Below are 19,177 nucleotides of genomic sequence, written 5' to 3' on the forward strand. Positions count from 1 at the left end.
CTAAGAAGCCCGGTTTTCATTTTATATTAATGTTTTACATATACACAAAGCATTCATACTTTGCCTTTCACTTCATTTGAATCTACACTACTCAATTGATACACACATCGATAACATTGCCCTGTCGTCAATAAAATAACAATAAGAATTAAAATAACTGTATACAAAAAGGCATGTATCGTAATTGGTGCACTACTTATCCCTTGACAACCCGTTACTTTCAGAATAATAACAGTAAATAACTTTAAAAATAACATACCGTGAAGAAGCCCAAAAACAAGCGCTCCTCCCCCTATCATAACTTGCTCATAGCATAATATAAGCCCTATTTGCTTTCGTTTCATGCCAGTTAATCGATACGATTGTAATTCTTTTTGACGCTTTTTCATAAAACGAGCGTGTACATACAGTATGAAAAGACATGAAAAACTGAAGGTTATTGTGGATTCATAATATAAAAAATTCATTAGTAACCATTTATGCTTTATTGCCCCCACAACAGCTTCATTATATTGAATGGATACTAAAAGAAAATATACAATCACACTACAAGAAATAAAAACAAAATGTTGTAAATGTTCTATTGCATGCTCTTGTATATTTTTTCGTGCTAATTGAAATAACGACATAACAACTCCTCCGTACAACTTCCTATACCACAAATTAGTATATAAAATGATATGTGCCTTCGCATCCAACTCCAATAGGAATTATATCTAAGTCTTTAGACCTAGATTGAAAAATACATATTGTATTGAAATTAAAAACAGCGATGTTACAAAGTAACACCGCTGTTTTTATCGCATAATTTGCTTTTTCAGTTGTAAAAAGTATCGTTTTCTTAATAGTAAAAAGTAACATGTGTGAACGAATAAAAATACCCCCATAACAATAAGTGAAGAACGAAGAATCTCTGATAAAAATAATTTTTGCAATGTCATCAAAGCAACACTCGTATGCAAAACAGCTATGAGAATCGGAATAAAGAATAATACTCCCATTTGTACGGTCATAATTATTTTCAGTTCATCTCCGCCCATACCTAGTTTCATAAGCGATTGATAATATTGTTTATCCGTTTCTAAATCAGTAAATAAACGAAAATATAAAAAACTGACAGCAGATAGATAAAATATCACTCCGACAAACAAACCGATAAATAAAATAATGCTTGTCATTTGTTTAATCTCATTATAAGTTGTAATGCGTGATGAAAATTCATATTGCCCTTTTTGGTTTATTTGTTTCTCTAATTGCTCTGCTACTTGCGTCGTTTCTTCCCAGTTCTTCACTTCATACGCTGTATAACTTACTGTTTTCTGTCCCTCTGTAATCAATTGTTTCATTTCATTAGAAACAACTAAGATTTGACCTGGAAATACAGCGCCTGAAAAAATATTATGTTGCAACACATGAGAAACATGAAGTTGTGTTCCGCTTCCTTGTAACGTTACATCTGATTCTTTAGAAGTATCAATAAAATTACTTTGTCCAAAAGAAGGGACACGGGCTATTTCTTTACCTGTTAATGCCACCATTTCATAATCAAGCTGCTTTGCAAATGTATTATAATCAGCCTGACTCATAATAACCGCTGGTTGCGTCTGATTAGAAATTGCTTGAAAACTCAACTTTGCACTGACCTTTTTATAGATAATTTTTTCCTTTTGAAAAGTAGCTTCAATTTCTTTTTCGTATTGTTCTTTCTGTGCTTGATGTTCATTATAAGTCATCAAACTAAAAGCAAATGGTATGTTATTCATCGTTTCATCCTTTTGCGCTTCTAAAAAAGCAGCAAACGTTCCAATGGCACAAAAAGCAACAGTCGATACAATCGTTACCATAAAGAACATACGTGCATTATCTTTCATGCGGTAGGCTAGCATAGAAAAGGATAATAAATTTGTTTTCTTCCAATATATATGTTTCCATTGTTTTAAAAACCTTATGATAAATACACTAAGTTGTGAATATAAAAAGTAAGTACCAATAATTACAATAGTTGAAACAGGTAACAATAAAAACATGATAGTACCAGGAGTTGCTGCCATAGATAAAATATATCCAATTGCGATCAAACTTGCTGCTACTATAGATAATAGAATAGAAGCTTTCGGTTCAGGCTTGGGTTTCTTATTCCCTTTTAATAACGCGATCACTTTTTTACTTTGCACAAATAAACTTGTCATAAAAGCAACAATGAAAAACAATGTCAAAAACACAATCGCTGTTAATTTCATAGCTTGCCATGGCATATAAAACGGCAAACTCTTTAAGTTCATTACTGTACTTGCTAGCATAAAAAATAACTTTCCAAATAAACAACCGAAAGCAATACCGCTTATAAGAGCACTTATACCGACAATCATATTTTCAAAGAAAATCATCTGAATCAATTGCCGCTTTGTAATACCATGAATAACAAAAATACCAAACTCTTTATTCCTAACCTTTAAAAATGAACTAACAGAGTAAAAAATAAAGAAAAAAGAAAAGAAATAAATAATGTATTCTGCAACAAGCATTCCTTGCCGAACAGCTCCTGGAAATTCCTTACTTCCATAAATATCAGGATGATAAATAAATAAAGCATATAAAAAGAAAATCATAACTGAAAATGCACTACTTAAAAAATACGCGGCATATGCACGTATATTTCGACTAACATTTTTAAACGCGAGTTGAGAAAACGTCATCTACCTTCCCTCCCACGTTTTTTATTTTTATAAACATATGTATCATCATGAGCATGACATCTCCTTATTCTTTCTTCTCTTTCACTATAATAAAAAAAGAATGAGGAAAACATCGAACTTCCTTACATACCTCAGTACATTCTTACAGTTTTGTCATTTTTCTCGTCATTTTATAAAGTGAAACTTCCATCGGAGTGCCTTTTCTCCGAGGGAAAGCTCTCACCAATCGGGCTCTTACGGGCAGTTTTCCTTCCCGTTCTTCCCTAGCCTTACTGCTCGTTAGTGCGGGATAAATTCATTCTCCTTGCTTTCGCTATTTTCAAAAACTCTTGTAATTCTGGGCTTGTACTTGCTTTTCGATACGCAACCGCTAGTTCCGCCACAAAATTAGAATCACGTATTTCTTTATATACAACCTCTGATTGGTATAATTTATTTGCAGACACTGGTATTACCGTTATCCCAATTCCAGCAGCAACAAGTCCTACAACGGTTTGATATTCTGTCGCCTCTTGTACAATTTGCGGACTAAACCCTGCATCACGGCATAAAGAGAGAATATTATCATATAATGTTGGCCAAACATTTCGTGAAATGAAAACAAAAGGCTCCTTTTGCAAATCTTCAATATATATTTCTTGTTTATTCGCAAGCGGATGCGCCTTCGGTAAACAAAGTGTACAAGAAAGATGATGAACTGTTTCCAATTGTAATAACTGACTTGTAATAGGTGGCCGCAACAATCCGACATCAATTCGATTATCGTGAAGTGCATCTACTTGTTCTGGTGTCGATAATTCATGAAGTACAACAGATACATTCGGAAATTTCTTTCGATATTCTCGAACAATCGGCGGCAAAATATCATACATTGCTGAACCAACAAAGCCAATAGACAGTGATCCGATTTCTCCTCTTTGTGCTCGCTGGGCAACTTCGACTGCCTTATCAATTTGTATAAATGCTTTTTTCACTTCTTTTAAAAACAGCTCTCCTGCTTCTGTTAACTCTACTCTTCGTTTCGTTCTTGAAAATAGTGTAACTCCCATTTCTTGTTCTAATTGTTGAATTTGTTGACTAAGCGGTGGCTGCGTCATCTGTAAGCGAGCTGCTGCTCTTCCAAAATGAAGCTCTTCTGCTACAACAATAAAGTATTGTAAATGCCGTAATTCCATATAAAACACCCTTTTTTACTAATATATATAATAAATTAATACCATAAGAATTATATATTAGACAAATATTTTTAAAAAGCCCTCACTGATGGAAAGCTCTCACCAATCGGGCTTTTACGAGATAAAAAAAACGTATACAAGGGAGTCCTAATATACGTTTTCTTTTATTCCCTTCAATATTCAATTATCTCTCCATATACATTTTCGTATTTCTCGCCTCAATCATTTCCTAGCATATACACAACTGACACAACAACTCATAATCTTCCGGAAATGAAAGAGGAATATTTTCAAGTTCTTGAAGTGGCTTCCACTCGATCTTATAAATCAATCCATCTGGATCTTGAATTTTTCTTTCGCCCCCTACTATTTTCACAACATAATAATGTACTTGTACAGGAATATCGAATGTAACACCTATCTTTTCATGTACTTTCTCAATAACTTCAACACGATACCCTGTTTCTTCCCATACTTCACGTATGCAACACTCTTCTAATGTTTCTCCTTTTTCTAGGCCACCTGAAGGTACAGACCAACGTTTTTCTTCTTCTGGCTTTCCTTGTAATACCATTAATACTTCATTATTATCATTCATACAAATGGCTGCTGCTCCAATCCAACGCTTCATCCTCTATCCCTCCCATACATATTATTCTGTCTTTCACCTAATTTTCCCTCGAAAAAAGAGGAAGAAGCTTATAATTTATCGAATACTTTTAGCAACTTCAAAGACAGCGCATTCCTAAAAAACAGAAAGGAAGGATTCTGTGAAAGTTTCTAAGTATGTTGTGGATTGTGTGTTTTGTGAGGAAAATCGAGGAACACGACAAACATTAGTAACTGTTGCTGCTTCTTCTAACACATTGGCAGTTCAAAAAATAACTGAGGAATGTCAGCGCCGTTTTGGAAAAGCATTATTATTGAAAACAGAGATTATAAAAGAGGACATCATTGCAGAAAAAAAAGAAAGCTGACCAAAATGGCCAGCTTTCTTTTTTCCGATTGTAAACGGAAGAAACATTTATGTTTTCTCCGTACACATTATCACATGAAGATTAGGGGCATCCTCTAGGAAATCGGGATTTTTTCCATTATGTACGTTCCATAATGGATATCGAACAATATTTTCCGTACAGGAAAAGAAATCAATCGAGTTCGCATTTTTAAAAAAGGGATAGGGATATTACCGGTAATACATCAAACATTCAAATGTTACATTTATTATAGTATAGTAATCTTCTTTATATGTGAAATATGTATTACATATATAATTAATATGTAATACATATTAATCTCTTATTTCATCTTTCTATCTTGTACATTTCTAAACAATAATAGAGCTAAAATTGCACCTATTAGTGCTAAAGTCATATCCCACTGTGTATCCCACAGATCTCCTTGCGTACCCAAAAAAGCATTTGCTGCCGTTCCTGTCAATTTGGCAACTAAAAATTCAAGCAATTCATATAGCGCACTAAATGCTAGACACACAGCAATTACAAGGATTGATAACCATCCCCTTTTTTGAATTTCTACCACTCTGATGAGAACCTCACGTGTGATAAGAGCAGGAACGAAGCCTTGCGCAAAATGACCTACGCGGTCATAATAATTTCTTTCTAAATGAAACGTATCACGCAACCAATTAAAGAGAGGTACTTCCGCATATGTATAATGTCCACCAATAAGTAATATAAGCATATGGAGCCAAATCCAAACATACGTAAACGTCGTAAATCGAAAACGATGATATGTCGCCGCTAAAATCAATACAAGAATAATAGCCGGTAATACTTCTAGCCACCATGTAAACAAATCTTTCGGCTGTATTCCTGAGATAAATAAAGCGATCCAAAAACTAATAAATAATAACATATGTGAACGATATATCGTCAAATTCTCCTCCTCCTATAATTAAGTTGTTTATACCATATTTCAACCCATCCAAAGAATATGCGTTCGATTAAAATACAAATTACAACATTTCATACAATCCTTATTGTTAAGTAATGAATGAACAAAAAACAAATATTTAAGTCCTATTAAACATAATATAAAAACTTTCTAGAGATCCAGTATTAAATTCTGTATGCTCATTTTAAAAAAATAAAGCCTTCAAAACCTTGTTCTTACAAGGCTTTCTGAAGGCTTCCTTTATTCTGCAACAAATACATATTGTAATATAACCCCTGTTGCGTCAACAATTCTTGATGTGTTCCTCTCTCAACAATTTGACCATCATGCATCACGAAGATTTGGTCAGCATCTTGAATTGTCGATAAACGATGTGCAATCGCAATGGTTGTTCTCCCTTTTCGCATACGTTGCAATGCCGTTTGAATTGCTTCTTCTGTTTCTGTATCGATGTTCGCTGTTGCCTCATCCAGCACTAATACTTTCGGATTTGTAGCAACAGTTCTCGCAAATGCTACAAGCTGTCTTTGACCGCTCGAAAACGCCGCTCCTCTTTCAACTACCTCTGTATCATATTGATCTGATAGCTGTTCGATAAATGTATTTGCTTGCACAAATTTTGCAGATTCTTCCACTTCTTCATCCGTAATACTTTCATCATACATGCGAATGTTTTGTTTAACTGTTCCAGCAAATAAGAAAGCATCTTGTAATACAAGACCGATACGTTTTCGTATTTCCATCTCTTGAAAGTTTTCTAACCCAACCCCATCAATTACAATTTCCCCTTGATTAACATGATAAAAACGCATCAATAAGTTCATAATTGTACTTTTCCCACTACCTGTATGCCCAACAAAAGCAACAGTTTGCCCCGGTTTTACATGAAAAGATACATTTTTCAGTACGTCACGTTTTCCATCATAAGAGAACGTAACATTTTTAAACTCAATTTCCCCTTCTGTCATGAAAGGAGTTTCATTCCCTTGTTGCACTGGTGCTAAATCTTTTTCATCCATTAAAAGAAACACACGCGATGATGACACAACTGCTTGCTGGAAAAAAGACAATTTCATCATCATTTCGTTTACTGGATCAAAGAAACGATGAATGTAGTTAACAAAGGCATATAATACACCAACTTCAACAGGACTATGCATTGCATCAATTCCAAACAACGTCAACACCAATACAATTGCCAAAGTATGAACAAGATCAGTCGCTGGACGTAAAAGCAGTGCATCTAATTTCAAATTGCGGCGTCCTGCTCCGTAGTGTTTTTCATTTACTTCTTCAAATTCTTTACGCATCCGTTTTTCTTGGCGGAGTACTTGAATAATGTTCATACCTTGAATAGATTCATTCAATTTTGCGTTTAATATACTTAATTGATTGCGCAGTTCTAAATAAAAGACCGAACTCTTGCGACGATAAAAAGCCATAATCGTAATCATAGTTGGAATAAGAAGTAATGAAAATAAGGCAAGTTTCACATTAAGTAGAAACATAGATATTAAAATACCGATTAAAAACACAATATTTTTTACAAAAGTAGATAATACACTTACAAAAAAATCTTTAATCGCCTCCGTATCGTTCGTTATCCGAGAAACGAGCGTTCCAATTGGTGTACGATCAAAGAAGCTAAGCGATAAACTTTGTACATGTTCATATACTTCTACACGCATATCTTGCACAATTTTGAAGGCAATGTTTTGGAAATATAATAAATTCAAATACGTAAAGAACACTTTTAATAAATGAAAGACTATATACACAACAAATAACGTCACTAATACATTTTGCTCAAAATTCTTCGGAACTAAATGCTCATCAATAAATTTCTTAATTAAAAAAGGGCCCATCATTTCCGCTATAGTTGCACCAACTAAAAATAAAAACGCTAGCGTCAGCAGTTTCTTATATGGCTTCATATAGGATAATAGACGCCATAGGTCACTTCGCTTTTTCTCGTTCATTATACCCCTCCTTTCTCAACTAGTGCTTCTAATTGTTGACTTTCATACATGTCTTTATACCAGCCGTCTTGTTGCATCAAACTTTCGTGCGTTCCACGCTGTACAATCTTCCCATCGTCAATAACGAGAATTAAATTTGCATGTTGAATAGCACTTAGGCGGTGCGCTGTAATAATAGTCGTTTTATTTTCACGTTCACGCTTTAATGCCGCTAAAATCGTTTCTTCTGTTTTTGCATCTACTGCTGATAAACAGTCATCTAAAATTAAAATTTCAGCATTTGTTAATAATGCACGCGCAATCGAAATACGCTGTTTTTGGCCACCTGATAAAGAAACGCCGCGTTCACCAACCACTGTTTCATATCCTTCTGGGAATTTCGTAATGTCCTCATGAATACATGCAATAGTAGCTGCGTGTGCAATATCTTTATATGTGGCATCCGGTTTTCCAAATGCGATATTTTCTCCTACATTTGCAGAGAATAAGAAATGGTCTTGTGGTACATACGAAATAGCGGAACGAATGGCATGTAACGTCATATCTCGAATATCAGTTTCGCCAACTCGTACCCCTCCATCAAAATGATCATATTCTCGAATTAAACACTTTAATAATGTTGTTTTTCCTGCACCGGTACGCCCTACAATCCCTAAAGTTTCCCCTTTTTGTAAAGAAAAATGAATATCTTGTAGATTTATCACTTCATTTTTCTTATACGAGAATGTATCAATATCAAACTTGATATTACCACTTGCTACTTCTTTACTTGCCCCTTCTCTATCCACAACATCCGATACTTGCATGAATAATTTTTGAATACGATCATAAGAAGCACGTCCACGCTCCATAATATTAAATAGCCAACCAAACGCTAACATCGGCCATACGAGCGTCCCTAAATAAGAAGTAAACGTAATAAGTTCTCCTATCGTAAGCTCACCACGAACAACCAATACAGAACCATAACACACTGCAATTAAGAAAGAAAAACCTACAATTAAAGAAATTGTTGGGTCAAATAATGAATCAATGCGAGCAACAAGAATATTTTTCTGTACTACATCTTCCGATTTATCACGAAATGCTTGTAAATCTTCTTTTTCTTGACCAAGTGAACGAATTACCTTCATTCCACTCATACTTTCCTGAACTTTATCATTGATTTCTGAAAAAGCCTGCTGCGCTTTATGAAAACGACGATGTAACAACGTTCCATAATAGTTTGTCGCAACCGCTACGATTGGCATTGGAATTAAACTGATTAATGTTAACTTCCAACTAATCGTAAACCCCATCGCAACAAGAACACATCCGCCCACCGCTAATGAGTCTACAAGCGTTAACACCCCAGAGCCAGCTGTTTGCTGAACTGCTTGAATATCATTTGTTGCGTGTGCCATTAAATCACCAGTACGATGCTGTTGGTAGAATGATGGGCTCATATTAGTAAAGTGCTTATACAGTTTTTGACGTAATTGACGAGCCAACTTTAAAGAAGAGCCGAAAATCATTATGCGCCACACATAACGCAAAATATACATCGTCACCCCGGCACCAACTAAAATCCCTGCCCATTGTAATAGCTTCTTAGCTGTTAATGAATGATTGCTAATTTCATCAACAACAATGCCGATCACTTTTGGTGGCACAAGTTCAAGAAGAGCAACGCCAAACAATAAAAAAACACCAGATATGTACGCTCGTTTCTCTTGTTTAAAAAACCACGCCAAGTCTAAAAAAACTTTCATTATATACCTCCTATCCCAAATGAGCGATGTTTTCAGTTTATCAAAATTACTGAATTTTTTAAAGTTTAAAACATTTATAGGAAACAAAATAAAAAGGCACTCGAATAGGAGTGCCCTTTGTAGCGCTTATTTTAGTTGTTGTTTATTCATTGCGCTCATCATTTGATTGATTTTCTTTTGGGATGGTTTTTGTCCCATTTGCATCATCATCATTTTTAACATTTGTTCATTAATTGGTGGATTTTTTTGTAAATAGTTCATCATATATTTGCGTGCGATGAAAAACCCTAACGCAACGCCTGCTACTAGTGCTAATACGCCCACTAGAACAACTACCCAAATTGACATATATTTTCCTCCTTCATGTTGTCTACCTTACAGTGTACTAAAACCTTTTCAATAAGACAAGATTGTATTCGACATTTTTTATATATAAGTACGCACTTGTTTGAGAGGATTTAACCATCCGTATTGTTGACTCTCATAATCCATCGCAAGAAATGTTAATTCACACTTTCTAAGTACTTCAAAAATGGCTGTTTCCATTTCAACATTTTTAGAAGTATGCATTCGAATATATTGCGGTTTAATACTCACTTCTCCATACACATTTTCATTGGATATAATATGCATATGCTCATTTCTTTCATATTTCCCGTATGTTCGCAGTACCTGTTCCATTTTATGATGTAATTTCATTACTTGTAAGGGCAACGTAATATACTTTATTTGTTTATACAACACTTTCTTTTCTGAAAGGGAACGAGACTGTGCAAAACTAGCAAACAAATCAAACAATAAAAACTCACGACCGAAATATGACTTCGTAACATCTTCTTGAATTAAGTACAGTTCATACGTTCTCATATTTTCCCTCCCGCATTGGACAACTTCATTTCTTTTCATTATATAGAAACAAATATGCAATGATTGTCTGACTGCGGAGAAAGAAAAAACTTTTTCTGTCGAATAAAGTGACACTTCCATCAATGGAGATTTCCCCCTCCACTGATAAAAAATTCTCATCAATTAGAGTCTTATTGCTCCTAAGCAACGGAATAAACTCTTTTATATAGAAAAATCTCTCCATGCCGGAGAGATTTTTCTAAAATCATTAAAGCATTTCTTTTACTTTGCGAACAACGTTTTCTACAGTGAATCCGTATTCTTCCATAATCTTTTCACCAGGAGCAGAAGCACCGAATGTATCGATACCTAGTACATCTCCTTCAAGACCAACGTAACGATGCCATCCGAAAGTAGCACCCATTTCAATTGCGAAACGTTTTGTTACTGCTTTTGGTAATACAGATTCTTTATATTCAGCAGATTGTGCTTCAAAGCGGTCCATAGACGGCATGCTGACAACAGCTGCGTCAACACCGTCTTGTGCTAATGCTGTTTGTGCTTCAATTGCTAAGCTTACTTCAGATCCAGTTGCAAGTAAGATTACATCAGCAGTTTCTTTTTTGCTTGCAGAAATTACGTATGCACCTTTTGCAACTTTTTCATACGTATCGTCTTTAGCACCTTCTAATGTTGGAAGATCTTGACGAGTTAAGATTAATGCTGTTGGTGTTTTTGTAGATTCTAACGCTAGCTTCCAAGCTGCAACAGATTCATTACCATCAGCAGGACGTAGAACAGATACGTTTGGCATTGCACGAAGAGCTGCAAGCTGTTCGACTGGCTCATGCGTTGGTCCATCTTCCCCAACTGCGATACTATCATGTGTGAACACATATGTTACTGGCAGTTGCATTAACGCAGCAAGACGAATTGCCGGACGTAAGTAGTCAGAGAATACGAAGAACGTACCACCGTAAGTTTTTAAACCGCCATGAAGTGCGATACCATTCATTGCTGCACCCATTGCGAACTCACGTACACCGTACCAAATATTTTTACCGCTGTAGTCTTCTCTTGTGAAGTCTTTTTCTTTGTTCATGTATGTTTTGTTAGAACCAGCAAGGTCTGCAGATCCACCAAAGAATGATGGTACAGATTCAGCAATTGCATTAATAATTTGTCCTGAAGATGAACGAGTTGCTGTTTTTGAACCCATTTCGTATGTTGGTAAGTTCTTATCCCAACCTTCTGGAAGAAGACCTTTCATTGCTGTTTGTAATTCAGCTGCTAATTCTGGATATGCTTTTGCGTATCCATCAAGCATTGCATTCCACTCAGCTTCTGCCGTCTGTCCAGCATCTTGTACTGTTTTACGGAAGTTTTCATATACTTCTTCTGGTACATAGAAATCTTGTTCAAATGCCCAAGTATATGCTTCTTTTGTTAATTTCGTTTCTTCTACGCCTAGTGGAGAACCGTGTGAAGCTGATTTTCCAGATTTGTTTGGTGAACCGAATCCAATTGTTGTTCTTACTTCGATTAATGTTGGACGTTTTTCGTCAGCTTTTGCTTCTTCAAGCGCTTTCGTAATCGCTCCGATATCGTTCCCATCTTCAACACGAATTACTTGCCAGCCGTATGCTTTATAGCGATCCTCTACGCTTTCAGAGAAAGAACGATTTAAATCGCCATCTAATGAAATATCGTTAGAATCATATAACACAACAAGACGACCTAATCCTAAATGAGCCGCTAATGAAGATGCTTCAGCAGAAACGCCTTCCATTAAGTCTCCATCACCGCAAATTGCGTATGTATAATGGTCAACAACGTTATACTCATCACGATTGTACTTCCCTGCTAAATGTCTTTCAGCCATTGCCATACCAACAGCTGTTGCGATACCTTGTCCAAGTGGACCTGTTGTTGCATCTACACCTGCTGTGTGACCGAACTCAGGATGACCTGGTGTTTTACTTCCCCATTGGCGGAAATTCTTTAAATCATCCATTGTTACATCATAACCAGATAGATGAAGTAAGCTGTATAGTAACATTGAACCATGACCTGCAGATAATACGAAACGATCACGGTTAAACCACGTTGGGTTATTTGGATTATGTTTCATAAATTGCGTCCATACTGTATACGCCATTGGTGCTGCACCCATTGGCATTCCTGGGTGACCAGAGTTTGCTTTTTCAATCGCATCAATGGATAGTGTGCGAATCGTGTTGATAGAAAGTTGTTCGATTGAATGTGACATGCTATTCTTCCCTTCGTTTATAGTAGTAAACGTTTTCGTTTTACACATCTATATGATATCTTTCCTTGCAAGATTATACAACATGTACGGACAAATATGTTGATGTTTTTTCGGATTTGTTCAAAAAACGTACTAAAATTCATGATATATATATCAGCTATACTCTTATGTCCAAACCTTTCTTATACCCTTGGATTCTTTCTTGTCATTAATCAATAATTACATACTACCCCTCATTATCTTTAAACATTGCATTCGAAATGATACACGTATTTTTCCGCATTTTTTATTTATAATTTAAAATATCGTATTTTGTTTACAACTGATAACCATACTTTCAAACACTTTCTAATATAAAAGCCACTTTTTTCTTATTTCACAAACAAAGGATCCTATCCCCCAAAATGGAGAATAGGACCTTTAAAATTGTAAATATACATTTTACTTCTTATTACGATCTGCATACACTGCCATCGCATCACGCATAAACTCCGCCAAGCCTTCACCGAATTGATCAATATTTCTTGTAAAACGTTCATCATCGACATACATTTGCCCTAGACCTTTAAATGCATCCAATGAATAATGACCAAAGTTCTGCAAATAATCATACCATTCTTTAATTGCTTTTTGAGCCTGCTCTGATTCAGGTGAGTCATTACGAAGTACCGCAAGCTTCCTATAGATTGCATTATATTCTTCTTGTTTTTCTCTCGTCATGTTTGCTGCTGTTTTATTTGCTTTGTCAACAGCTTCATTTCCCCATTTTTCACGTGCTTCTTGCTCATATGGGTTTTGACTAAAATCAAACCCTTCAAATTTTTCTTTGTTTGTCATTTGAATTTCTCCTCTCGAATGTTGAATCGTCTTATCAATCGTCGCAATCACTTTATCTAGTCTAGAGCGCTTCTCAAGCAGCATTTTACGGTGCAAAACAAGTGCCTCTTCTCGATTAAATGAAGGATTATTGATAATTTCTTTAATTTTCTTTAAAGGGAAGCCCAGTTCTTTGAAAAACAAGATTTGTTGCAATGTCTCCAAATTATCGTTGGAATAAAGGCGATAACCAGATTCGGTAGTCTCCTCCGGGGTTAATAACCCAATTTCATCATAATGATGCAGTGTGCGCACACTAATACCAACTAAATCTGCTACTTCTTTCACTTTCATTGTCATCACTTTGCCCTCCCTCATTCCCTACAATAAAGTATAACGTAGCGTTAGGGTCAATAGAAAAATATATAAAAAACACCTTCTATTCATTCACATGAAATAGAAGGTGTTTTTCAATGGACTACCAATCTCCCACATTTGCAATCCTACTAATGGAAGCTGAACTTTATACAATCCGTTTTCGAATTGAGCTAGAAATGAAATCAATGACAATTACCATTATAATAATCCCTAGCAAAATAATTCCTACACGAGGCCAATTTCTAGAGCTCAATGCAAAAATTAATGGTGTCCCAATTCCGCCTGCACCAACCATACCTAAAATAGAGGCAGAGCGGACGTTAATTTCAAAGCGATATAGCGTATACGATAAAAAGTCGGGTAATACTTGTGGTAATACAGCATACCAAAGCACCTGAAAACGATTTGCTCCAGTAGCTACTAATGCTTCTGTAGGCCCTTTATCGATATTCTCAATACCTTCGGAATATAATTTCCCAAGCATTCCTATTGAATGTAATCCTAACGCTAGCACCCCCGCAAAAGAACCTGGGCCGACCGCTTTTATAAAAAGAAGCGCCATGACCAATTCAGGGAATGTTCGAATAAAACTTAATACAAATTTCCCTGAGCCGGAAGTCACTTTTCCTGTACTCATATTCGTTGCTGCCCAAAAAGCAAACGGCACACAAAGGAAAGCAGATATAAATGTTCCTAACACAGCGATCGCTAGCGTATCAACAAGCCCGTGCAGCAAATCCTCTCCGTCTGGCAAAGAGACATAATCCCAATCAGGATTGATTATCCCCGTCATGATTGCTTTTGTAATTTGACCAGCAGTTTCTTTTATCCCCTCCATTGGAACACCTGAAAATGCCCATATGTATATCATCGCTAACGCACCTATGATGATCCAGCGATATAAACTTAGTTTCTTTGGCTTTGGCATTACTTGTATCGCCCTACTCATAATAATTTCTCCCGTAACACTGTACTTATATAGTCAATGATTAATACAACAATCAGTGTATAAATAATAATAGAAGCAGTTTGTTGATATTGTAAAAAACCGAGTGTTCGGTCGTAATATAAACCAATTCCTCCAGCACCAACTAAACCTAAAACGGCTGCTGCTCTTACGTTAACTTCAAATGTATACAACACGTAAGAAACGAAATGAGCTGCTACTTGCGGAATAACCGCATAAACAATCCATTGTACTTTATTCGCCCCCACTGCCGTCATTGCTTCTAGTGGGCCTTGATCAATCGATTCAATCGATTCGTACAACAATTTCGCGACAATTCCAACAGAAAAAAAAGTAAGAGCCAAAATACCTGGAAGCGGTCCAATACCAAAAATCGCAACAAAAATTGCCGCGAGTAGCAAATCGGGTATCGTCCGAATCAAATTTAAAAGAAACCGAACTGGTCCATATAAAAAAACAGATGAAAATACGTTACTCGCTGCCAGTAAAGCAAGCGGAACAGCAAGGATTGCACCTAAAGTTGTTCCGATAATTGCCATTCGAATCGTATCTAACATGGCAGATGTAATCGTGCTGAAATAACTCCAGTCTGGTGGTACCATTTCTTTCAGTAAATCCATCATATTCGGAAAACCGCTTACAAGCTTCGAAAAAGACGCCTCAACTTGCACACTACTTCCCCAGAACAATAGCATCAAAAGAACAAAGGTCAACATATGTTTCAATTTACTTGGGGGCTTTGGGATTGTTTGGGCTTTTATTGTCACATCATTCATTTTGCTGCCACTCCTAAAAACTCTTCTTCTTGTAAAGAACGACCATAAATCTCTGCAAATTTCTCATCCGTTGCTTCTTCTACCGGGCCATCGAAAACGATCTCACCTGCATGTAACCCAATAATACGAGTTGCATAATCTCTTGCTAAATCGATAGAATGTAAGTTTACAATCGTTGTAATCCCGAACTCTTGATTAATGTTCTTCAAGTCATCCATCACCTGTTTCGTCGTGAGTGGATCCAAAGAAGCAACCGGTTCATCAGCTAAAATAATTTTGGCTTCTTGTGCTAATGCCCTAGCAATAGAAACACGCTGCTGTTGTCCACCAGATAGCTCATCAGCTCGTGAATATGCTTTTTCTAAAATATTGACACGGTCTAATGCACGGAATGCTAGCTCCACATCTTCTTTTGGAAAACGTCCAAATATTGTCCGAAGTGTCGAGTGATATCCAACACGTCCAGCTAATACATTTTTTAACACAGTAGACCGCTTCACAAGATTAAAACTTTGGAAGATCATTCCGATGTCCCGGCGAAGATGGCGCAACTCTTTTCCTTTCGCTGCTGTAATTGACTGTCCATCAATTAAAATTTCTCCATCTGTAATTTCGTGAAGACGATTAATAGAGCGAAGTAACGTCGACTTCCCTGCACCAGATAACCCAACAGTAACAACAAATTCCCCTCTATATATCTTAATATTGATATTTTTTAATCCTTTTGTACCATTGGAATATACTTTAGAAACATTGTGAAACTCTATCACAAACCTTACCTACTTTCTCAATGTTATAGAAGAAAAAACTGAAAAACGGCTAACTAGCAGAAAGTGAAAATCATTTCAGCTAGCTCGCCATCTTCAGCCATCATTTCAAAACGACCAGTCGATTACTGCGTTTTTACTTTCTTTCCGTAATCACGAACAATATCAAATTTGCTATCATCAGACTTTACATACCCTTCATGTGAGTATACTTCTTTGATGATTTTATGACCTTCTTCACTCTTTCCAATTTCAATAAACGCATCTTGTAGCTTTTTCACCCAATCAGCATCCATATCAGATCGTACAGAAATTGTATCGTTCGGAATTTTCTCTGTGAACTTTACAACTTTCGTTTGATCAAATACATTTGGATAATCTTTTTTTACAATGTTACGAGCATCTTGGAACACAACTGCCGCATCCACATCACCATTAAGAAGAGCGATAATAGATTGGTCATGACCCTTTAATGTTACAGGTTTCACATCTTTTAATGGATCAATTCCCTCTTTCATTAAAAGCGCCGCAGGCCATACATATCCAGCAGAAGATGTCACATCTTGATAACCAATCTTTTTATCTTTTAAATCTTTAATACTATTAATGTTCGAATCTTTCTTTACAACAAACTCAGACTTATAATAATCTACCAAGTCCTTTGTTGGTTGCCCTGTTGCATCATCGACCCCAAATCGTTGTGCTTGCAATATCACATTTGCTGCTTTCTTTTCATGAGCTAGCACATATGCAGTTGGAGGTAAAAAGCCTACATCCACTTGCTTAGATGCCATCGCTTCTACAATTGTGTTGTAATTCGTTGAAACGCTAACTTTCACAGGAATATTGAGTTTATCGCTTAATAATTTTTCTAACGGTTTTGCTTTTGCTTCTAACGTATCAGCATTTTGTGAAGGAACAAATTGAACATTTAATGTTTTAGGAACATACCCTTTTTTCGTATCTTCACTTTTACTTGCACTCGATTCCTTTGTCCCACAACCACTTAATAGACCGACTGCTAATACAACTGTTGCACCCATTGCGAAAAATTTCTTAAACATGTCAAATCCTCCAATTTTCTAAATTATAAACATTTTTTGTAAACATTTAGAAATATAGCACATTATTTCTTACATTGACTTTAATTTACAGAAACTTTACACTTTTAAAACATTCGGAAAATATTTTATTAAGATTATTTGTTATGATTTATCATAAGATAACAATAAAGAAGGTTGATACTATTGAATCCAAATAATGTCGTAAATATAAATATTTTGCTAACAAGTGATGTACATGGTACGGTTTATCCTATTCACTATCAAAATAACGAAAAAGCAGAATTAGGATTAGCAAAACTCACAACACGTATTGGGCAAGAACGTATTCAAAATGAACATGTAATCTTGATCGATAACGGTGATTTCATACAAGGAACTCCGTTTACTTATTACTACGCCAAATATATGCAACATGAAAAGCACCCAATGTCCATCATCGCCAATCATATCGGCTATGATGCAGCAATTATTGGAAATCATGAATTCAACTATGGAATGGACGTATTAAACAAAGCAATTACAAATGCAAAGATGCCCTATTTGGCTGCTAATATTTTAGATAAAAAAACAATGGAGCCCTACTTTGGAAAACCCTATATCATTAAACATATACATCCTAATATAAAAATTGCGATACTAGGGGTTACAACTCACTACATACCAAACTGGGAACAGCCGCAGCATATTGAAAATCTAACTTTTGAAGATGCATTACAATCAACAAAAAAGTGGGTTTCTTATATTCGGAAACAGGAACAACCGCATTTACTTATTGTGTCATATCACGGAGGGTTTGAACGAGATTTACATACAGGAGAGCCAACAGAAGTTTTAACTGGAGAAAATCAAGGATATGCAATATGTCAAGAAGTAGAAGGAATCGATGTATTGTTAACAGGACACCAACATCGCTATATTGTTGATACAAAGATAAATGGTGTAACCGTCTTACAGGCGGGCAGCAATGGAAAATCATTAGGAAAAGTACACGTCTCCTTAAAAAAGGATACTACTGGGTGGATTGTTGAGGAGTGTTATTCTGAATTGTTATCTGCAGAAAATGTTCCAACAGATAAAATGGTACTTTCGCTGGCATCTACATACGAAAAACAAACTCAGCGTTGGTTAGATCAGCCAATTGGTACTATTATTGGTGATATGCTGATTCGAGATGCGATGCAAACCCGTTTACAAGATCACCCCTTCATCGAGTTTATAAATAAAGTACAGATGGATGTAGCTGGAGTGAATATTTCTTGTACAAGCCTGTTTCATAATGAATCTTCCGGCTTTCCAAACCGCATTACAATGAGGGATATCGTTTCGAATTATATTTATCCCAATACGTTAAAGGTCGTTCGTGTTACAGGAAAAGATATAAAAGAGGCTCTTGAACTATCTTCTGAATATTTCTCATTAGATACAGATGGAAATATCATTGTAAACCCTGCATATATCGAACCAAAACCACAGCATTATAATTACGATATGTGGGAAGGAATTTCATACATATTAAACATTTCAAAACCAGTTGGGGAAAGGGTTGTTTCCTTACAATATGAGGGATCTCCGATTCAATTTCATCAAGAATACGATGTGGTCATGAATAACTATCGTGCAAGTGGCGGCGGAAATTATTTCATGTATCAAAATAAGCCCATTATAAAAGATATACCAATTGATATGTCTGAGCTCATTGCGAATTACATATTAGAACGAAAAATGATCGAAGCGACGACTAATTATAATTGGAAAGTGATCAAATAACAATTTTTT

General features: G+C 35.8%; 17 protein-coding genes. 2 read left to right on the forward strand and 15 right to left on the reverse strand.

The features are described 5' to 3' along the window. Positions 1-53: 53 nt before the first annotated feature. From WAX78_RS15355 to WAX78_RS15370, 4 genes are all read right to left on the reverse strand, one after another. Positions 54-629 carry an FtsX-like permease family protein gene (locus tag WAX78_RS15355; RefSeq protein ID WP_336481201.1) on the reverse strand — a complete coding sequence of 192 codons (576 nt, stop codon included), beginning with the start codon at positions 627-629 and terminating at the stop codon, positions 54-56. 168 nt (positions 630-797) lie between these two features. After that, positions 798-2,696 carry an ABC transporter permease gene (locus tag WAX78_RS15360; RefSeq protein WP_336481202.1) on the reverse strand — a complete coding sequence of 633 codons (1,899 nt, stop codon included), beginning with the start codon at positions 2,694-2,696 and terminating at the stop codon, positions 798-800. Positions 2,697-2,965: 269 nt separating this feature from the next. Next, positions 2,966-3,871 carry an acetoin biosynthesis transcriptional regulator AlsR gene (gene alsR, locus WAX78_RS15365; protein WP_336481203.1) on the reverse strand — a complete coding sequence of 302 codons (906 nt, stop codon included), beginning with the start codon at positions 3,869-3,871 and terminating at the stop codon, positions 2,966-2,968. A 229-nt stretch (positions 3,872-4,100) separates the two neighbouring features. Beyond that, positions 4,101-4,502 carry an NUDIX hydrolase gene (locus WAX78_RS15370; protein WP_336481204.1) on the reverse strand — a complete coding sequence of 134 codons (402 nt, stop codon included), beginning with the start codon at positions 4,500-4,502 and terminating at the stop codon, positions 4,101-4,103. 139 nt (positions 4,503-4,641) lie between these two features. Between WAX78_RS15370 and WAX78_RS15375 the strand changes: the two genes are divergently transcribed. Continuing rightward, entirely contained in the window at positions 4,642-4,848 is a 207-nt protein-coding gene (locus WAX78_RS15375; protein ID WP_336481205.1) for a DUF3903 domain-containing protein, read from the forward strand. Between the two features lie 322 nt (positions 4,849-5,170). Here the strand turns inward: WAX78_RS15375 and WAX78_RS15380 are convergent, their stop codons facing one another. The 11 genes from WAX78_RS15380 to WAX78_RS15430 form a co-directional block, all read right to left on the reverse strand. Continuing rightward, positions 5,171-5,749 (reverse strand): DUF2238 domain-containing protein, encoded by a 579-nt coding sequence (locus tag WAX78_RS15380; protein ID WP_336481375.1) that lies wholly within the window; start codon positions 5,747-5,749, stop codon positions 5,171-5,173. Between the two features lie 254 nt (positions 5,750-6,003). Further along, complete coding sequence (locus WAX78_RS15385) at positions 6,004-7,767, reverse strand: ABC transporter ATP-binding protein (RefSeq protein ID WP_336481206.1); 1,764 nt, start codon at positions 7,765-7,767, stop codon at positions 6,004-6,006. Beyond that, positions 7,767-9,518, reverse strand: a complete 1,752-nt coding sequence (locus tag WAX78_RS15390; protein WP_336481207.1) for an ABC transporter transmembrane domain-containing protein — start codon at positions 9,516-9,518, stop codon at positions 7,767-7,769. The genes WAX78_RS15385 and WAX78_RS15390 overlap by 1 nt, the downstream gene beginning before the upstream one ends. A gap of 126 nt (positions 9,519-9,644) precedes the next feature. Further along, positions 9,645-9,866: a YneF family protein gene (locus WAX78_RS15395; RefSeq protein WP_098309636.1), complete on the reverse strand. Its 222-nt coding sequence runs from the start codon at positions 9,864-9,866 to the stop codon at positions 9,645-9,647. Between the two features lie 78 nt (positions 9,867-9,944). Then, positions 9,945-10,385: a sporulation inhibitor of replication protein SirA gene (sirA, locus tag WAX78_RS15400; RefSeq protein WP_336481208.1), complete on the reverse strand. Its 441-nt coding sequence runs from the start codon at positions 10,383-10,385 to the stop codon at positions 9,945-9,947. 247 nt (positions 10,386-10,632) lie between these two features. Further along, positions 10,633-12,633, reverse strand: coding sequence for a transketolase (gene tkt, locus WAX78_RS15405; RefSeq protein ID WP_336481209.1), 2,001 nt, complete (start codon positions 12,631-12,633; stop codon positions 10,633-10,635). A 441-nt stretch (positions 12,634-13,074) separates the two neighbouring features. Further along, on the reverse strand, positions 13,075-13,809 hold the full coding sequence (locus tag WAX78_RS15410; RefSeq protein ID WP_336481210.1) for a MerR family transcriptional regulator: 735 nt from the start codon (positions 13,807-13,809) through the stop codon (positions 13,075-13,077). Positions 13,810-13,972: 163 nt separating this feature from the next. Further along, complete coding sequence (phnE, locus tag WAX78_RS15415) at positions 13,973-14,776, reverse strand: phosphonate ABC transporter, permease protein PhnE (protein ID WP_336481211.1); 804 nt, start codon at positions 14,774-14,776, stop codon at positions 13,973-13,975. After that, positions 14,773-15,570 (reverse strand): phosphonate ABC transporter, permease protein PhnE, encoded by a 798-nt coding sequence (gene phnE / locus WAX78_RS15420; protein ID WP_336481212.1) that lies wholly within the window; start codon positions 15,568-15,570, stop codon positions 14,773-14,775. Before phnE (WAX78_RS15420) ends, phnE (WAX78_RS15415) begins: the two co-directional genes overlap by 4 nt. Further along, positions 15,567-16,340 (reverse strand): phosphonate ABC transporter ATP-binding protein, encoded by a 774-nt coding sequence (gene phnC, locus WAX78_RS15425; RefSeq protein WP_336481213.1) that lies wholly within the window; start codon positions 16,338-16,340, stop codon positions 15,567-15,569. Before phnC ends, phnE (WAX78_RS15420) begins: the two co-directional genes overlap by 4 nt. A gap of 122 nt (positions 16,341-16,462) precedes the next feature. Beyond that, positions 16,463-17,401 (reverse strand): phosphate/phosphite/phosphonate ABC transporter substrate-binding protein, encoded by a 939-nt coding sequence (locus WAX78_RS15430; protein WP_336481214.1) that lies wholly within the window; start codon positions 17,399-17,401, stop codon positions 16,463-16,465. Positions 17,402-17,584: 183 nt separating this feature from the next. Here WAX78_RS15430 and WAX78_RS15435 point away from each other — a divergent pair, with 183 nt between their 5' ends. After that, on the forward strand, positions 17,585-19,168 hold the full coding sequence (locus WAX78_RS15435) for a bifunctional metallophosphatase/5'-nucleotidase (RefSeq protein ID WP_336481215.1): 1,584 nt from the start codon (positions 17,585-17,587) through the stop codon (positions 19,166-19,168). Positions 19,169-19,177: the final 9 nt, after the last annotated feature.

Source organism: Bacillus yunxiaonensis, assembly GCF_037104695.1.
GTDB classification, from domain to species: Bacteria; Bacillota; Bacilli; order Bacillales; family Bacillaceae_G; genus Bacillus_A; species Bacillus_A yunxiaonensis.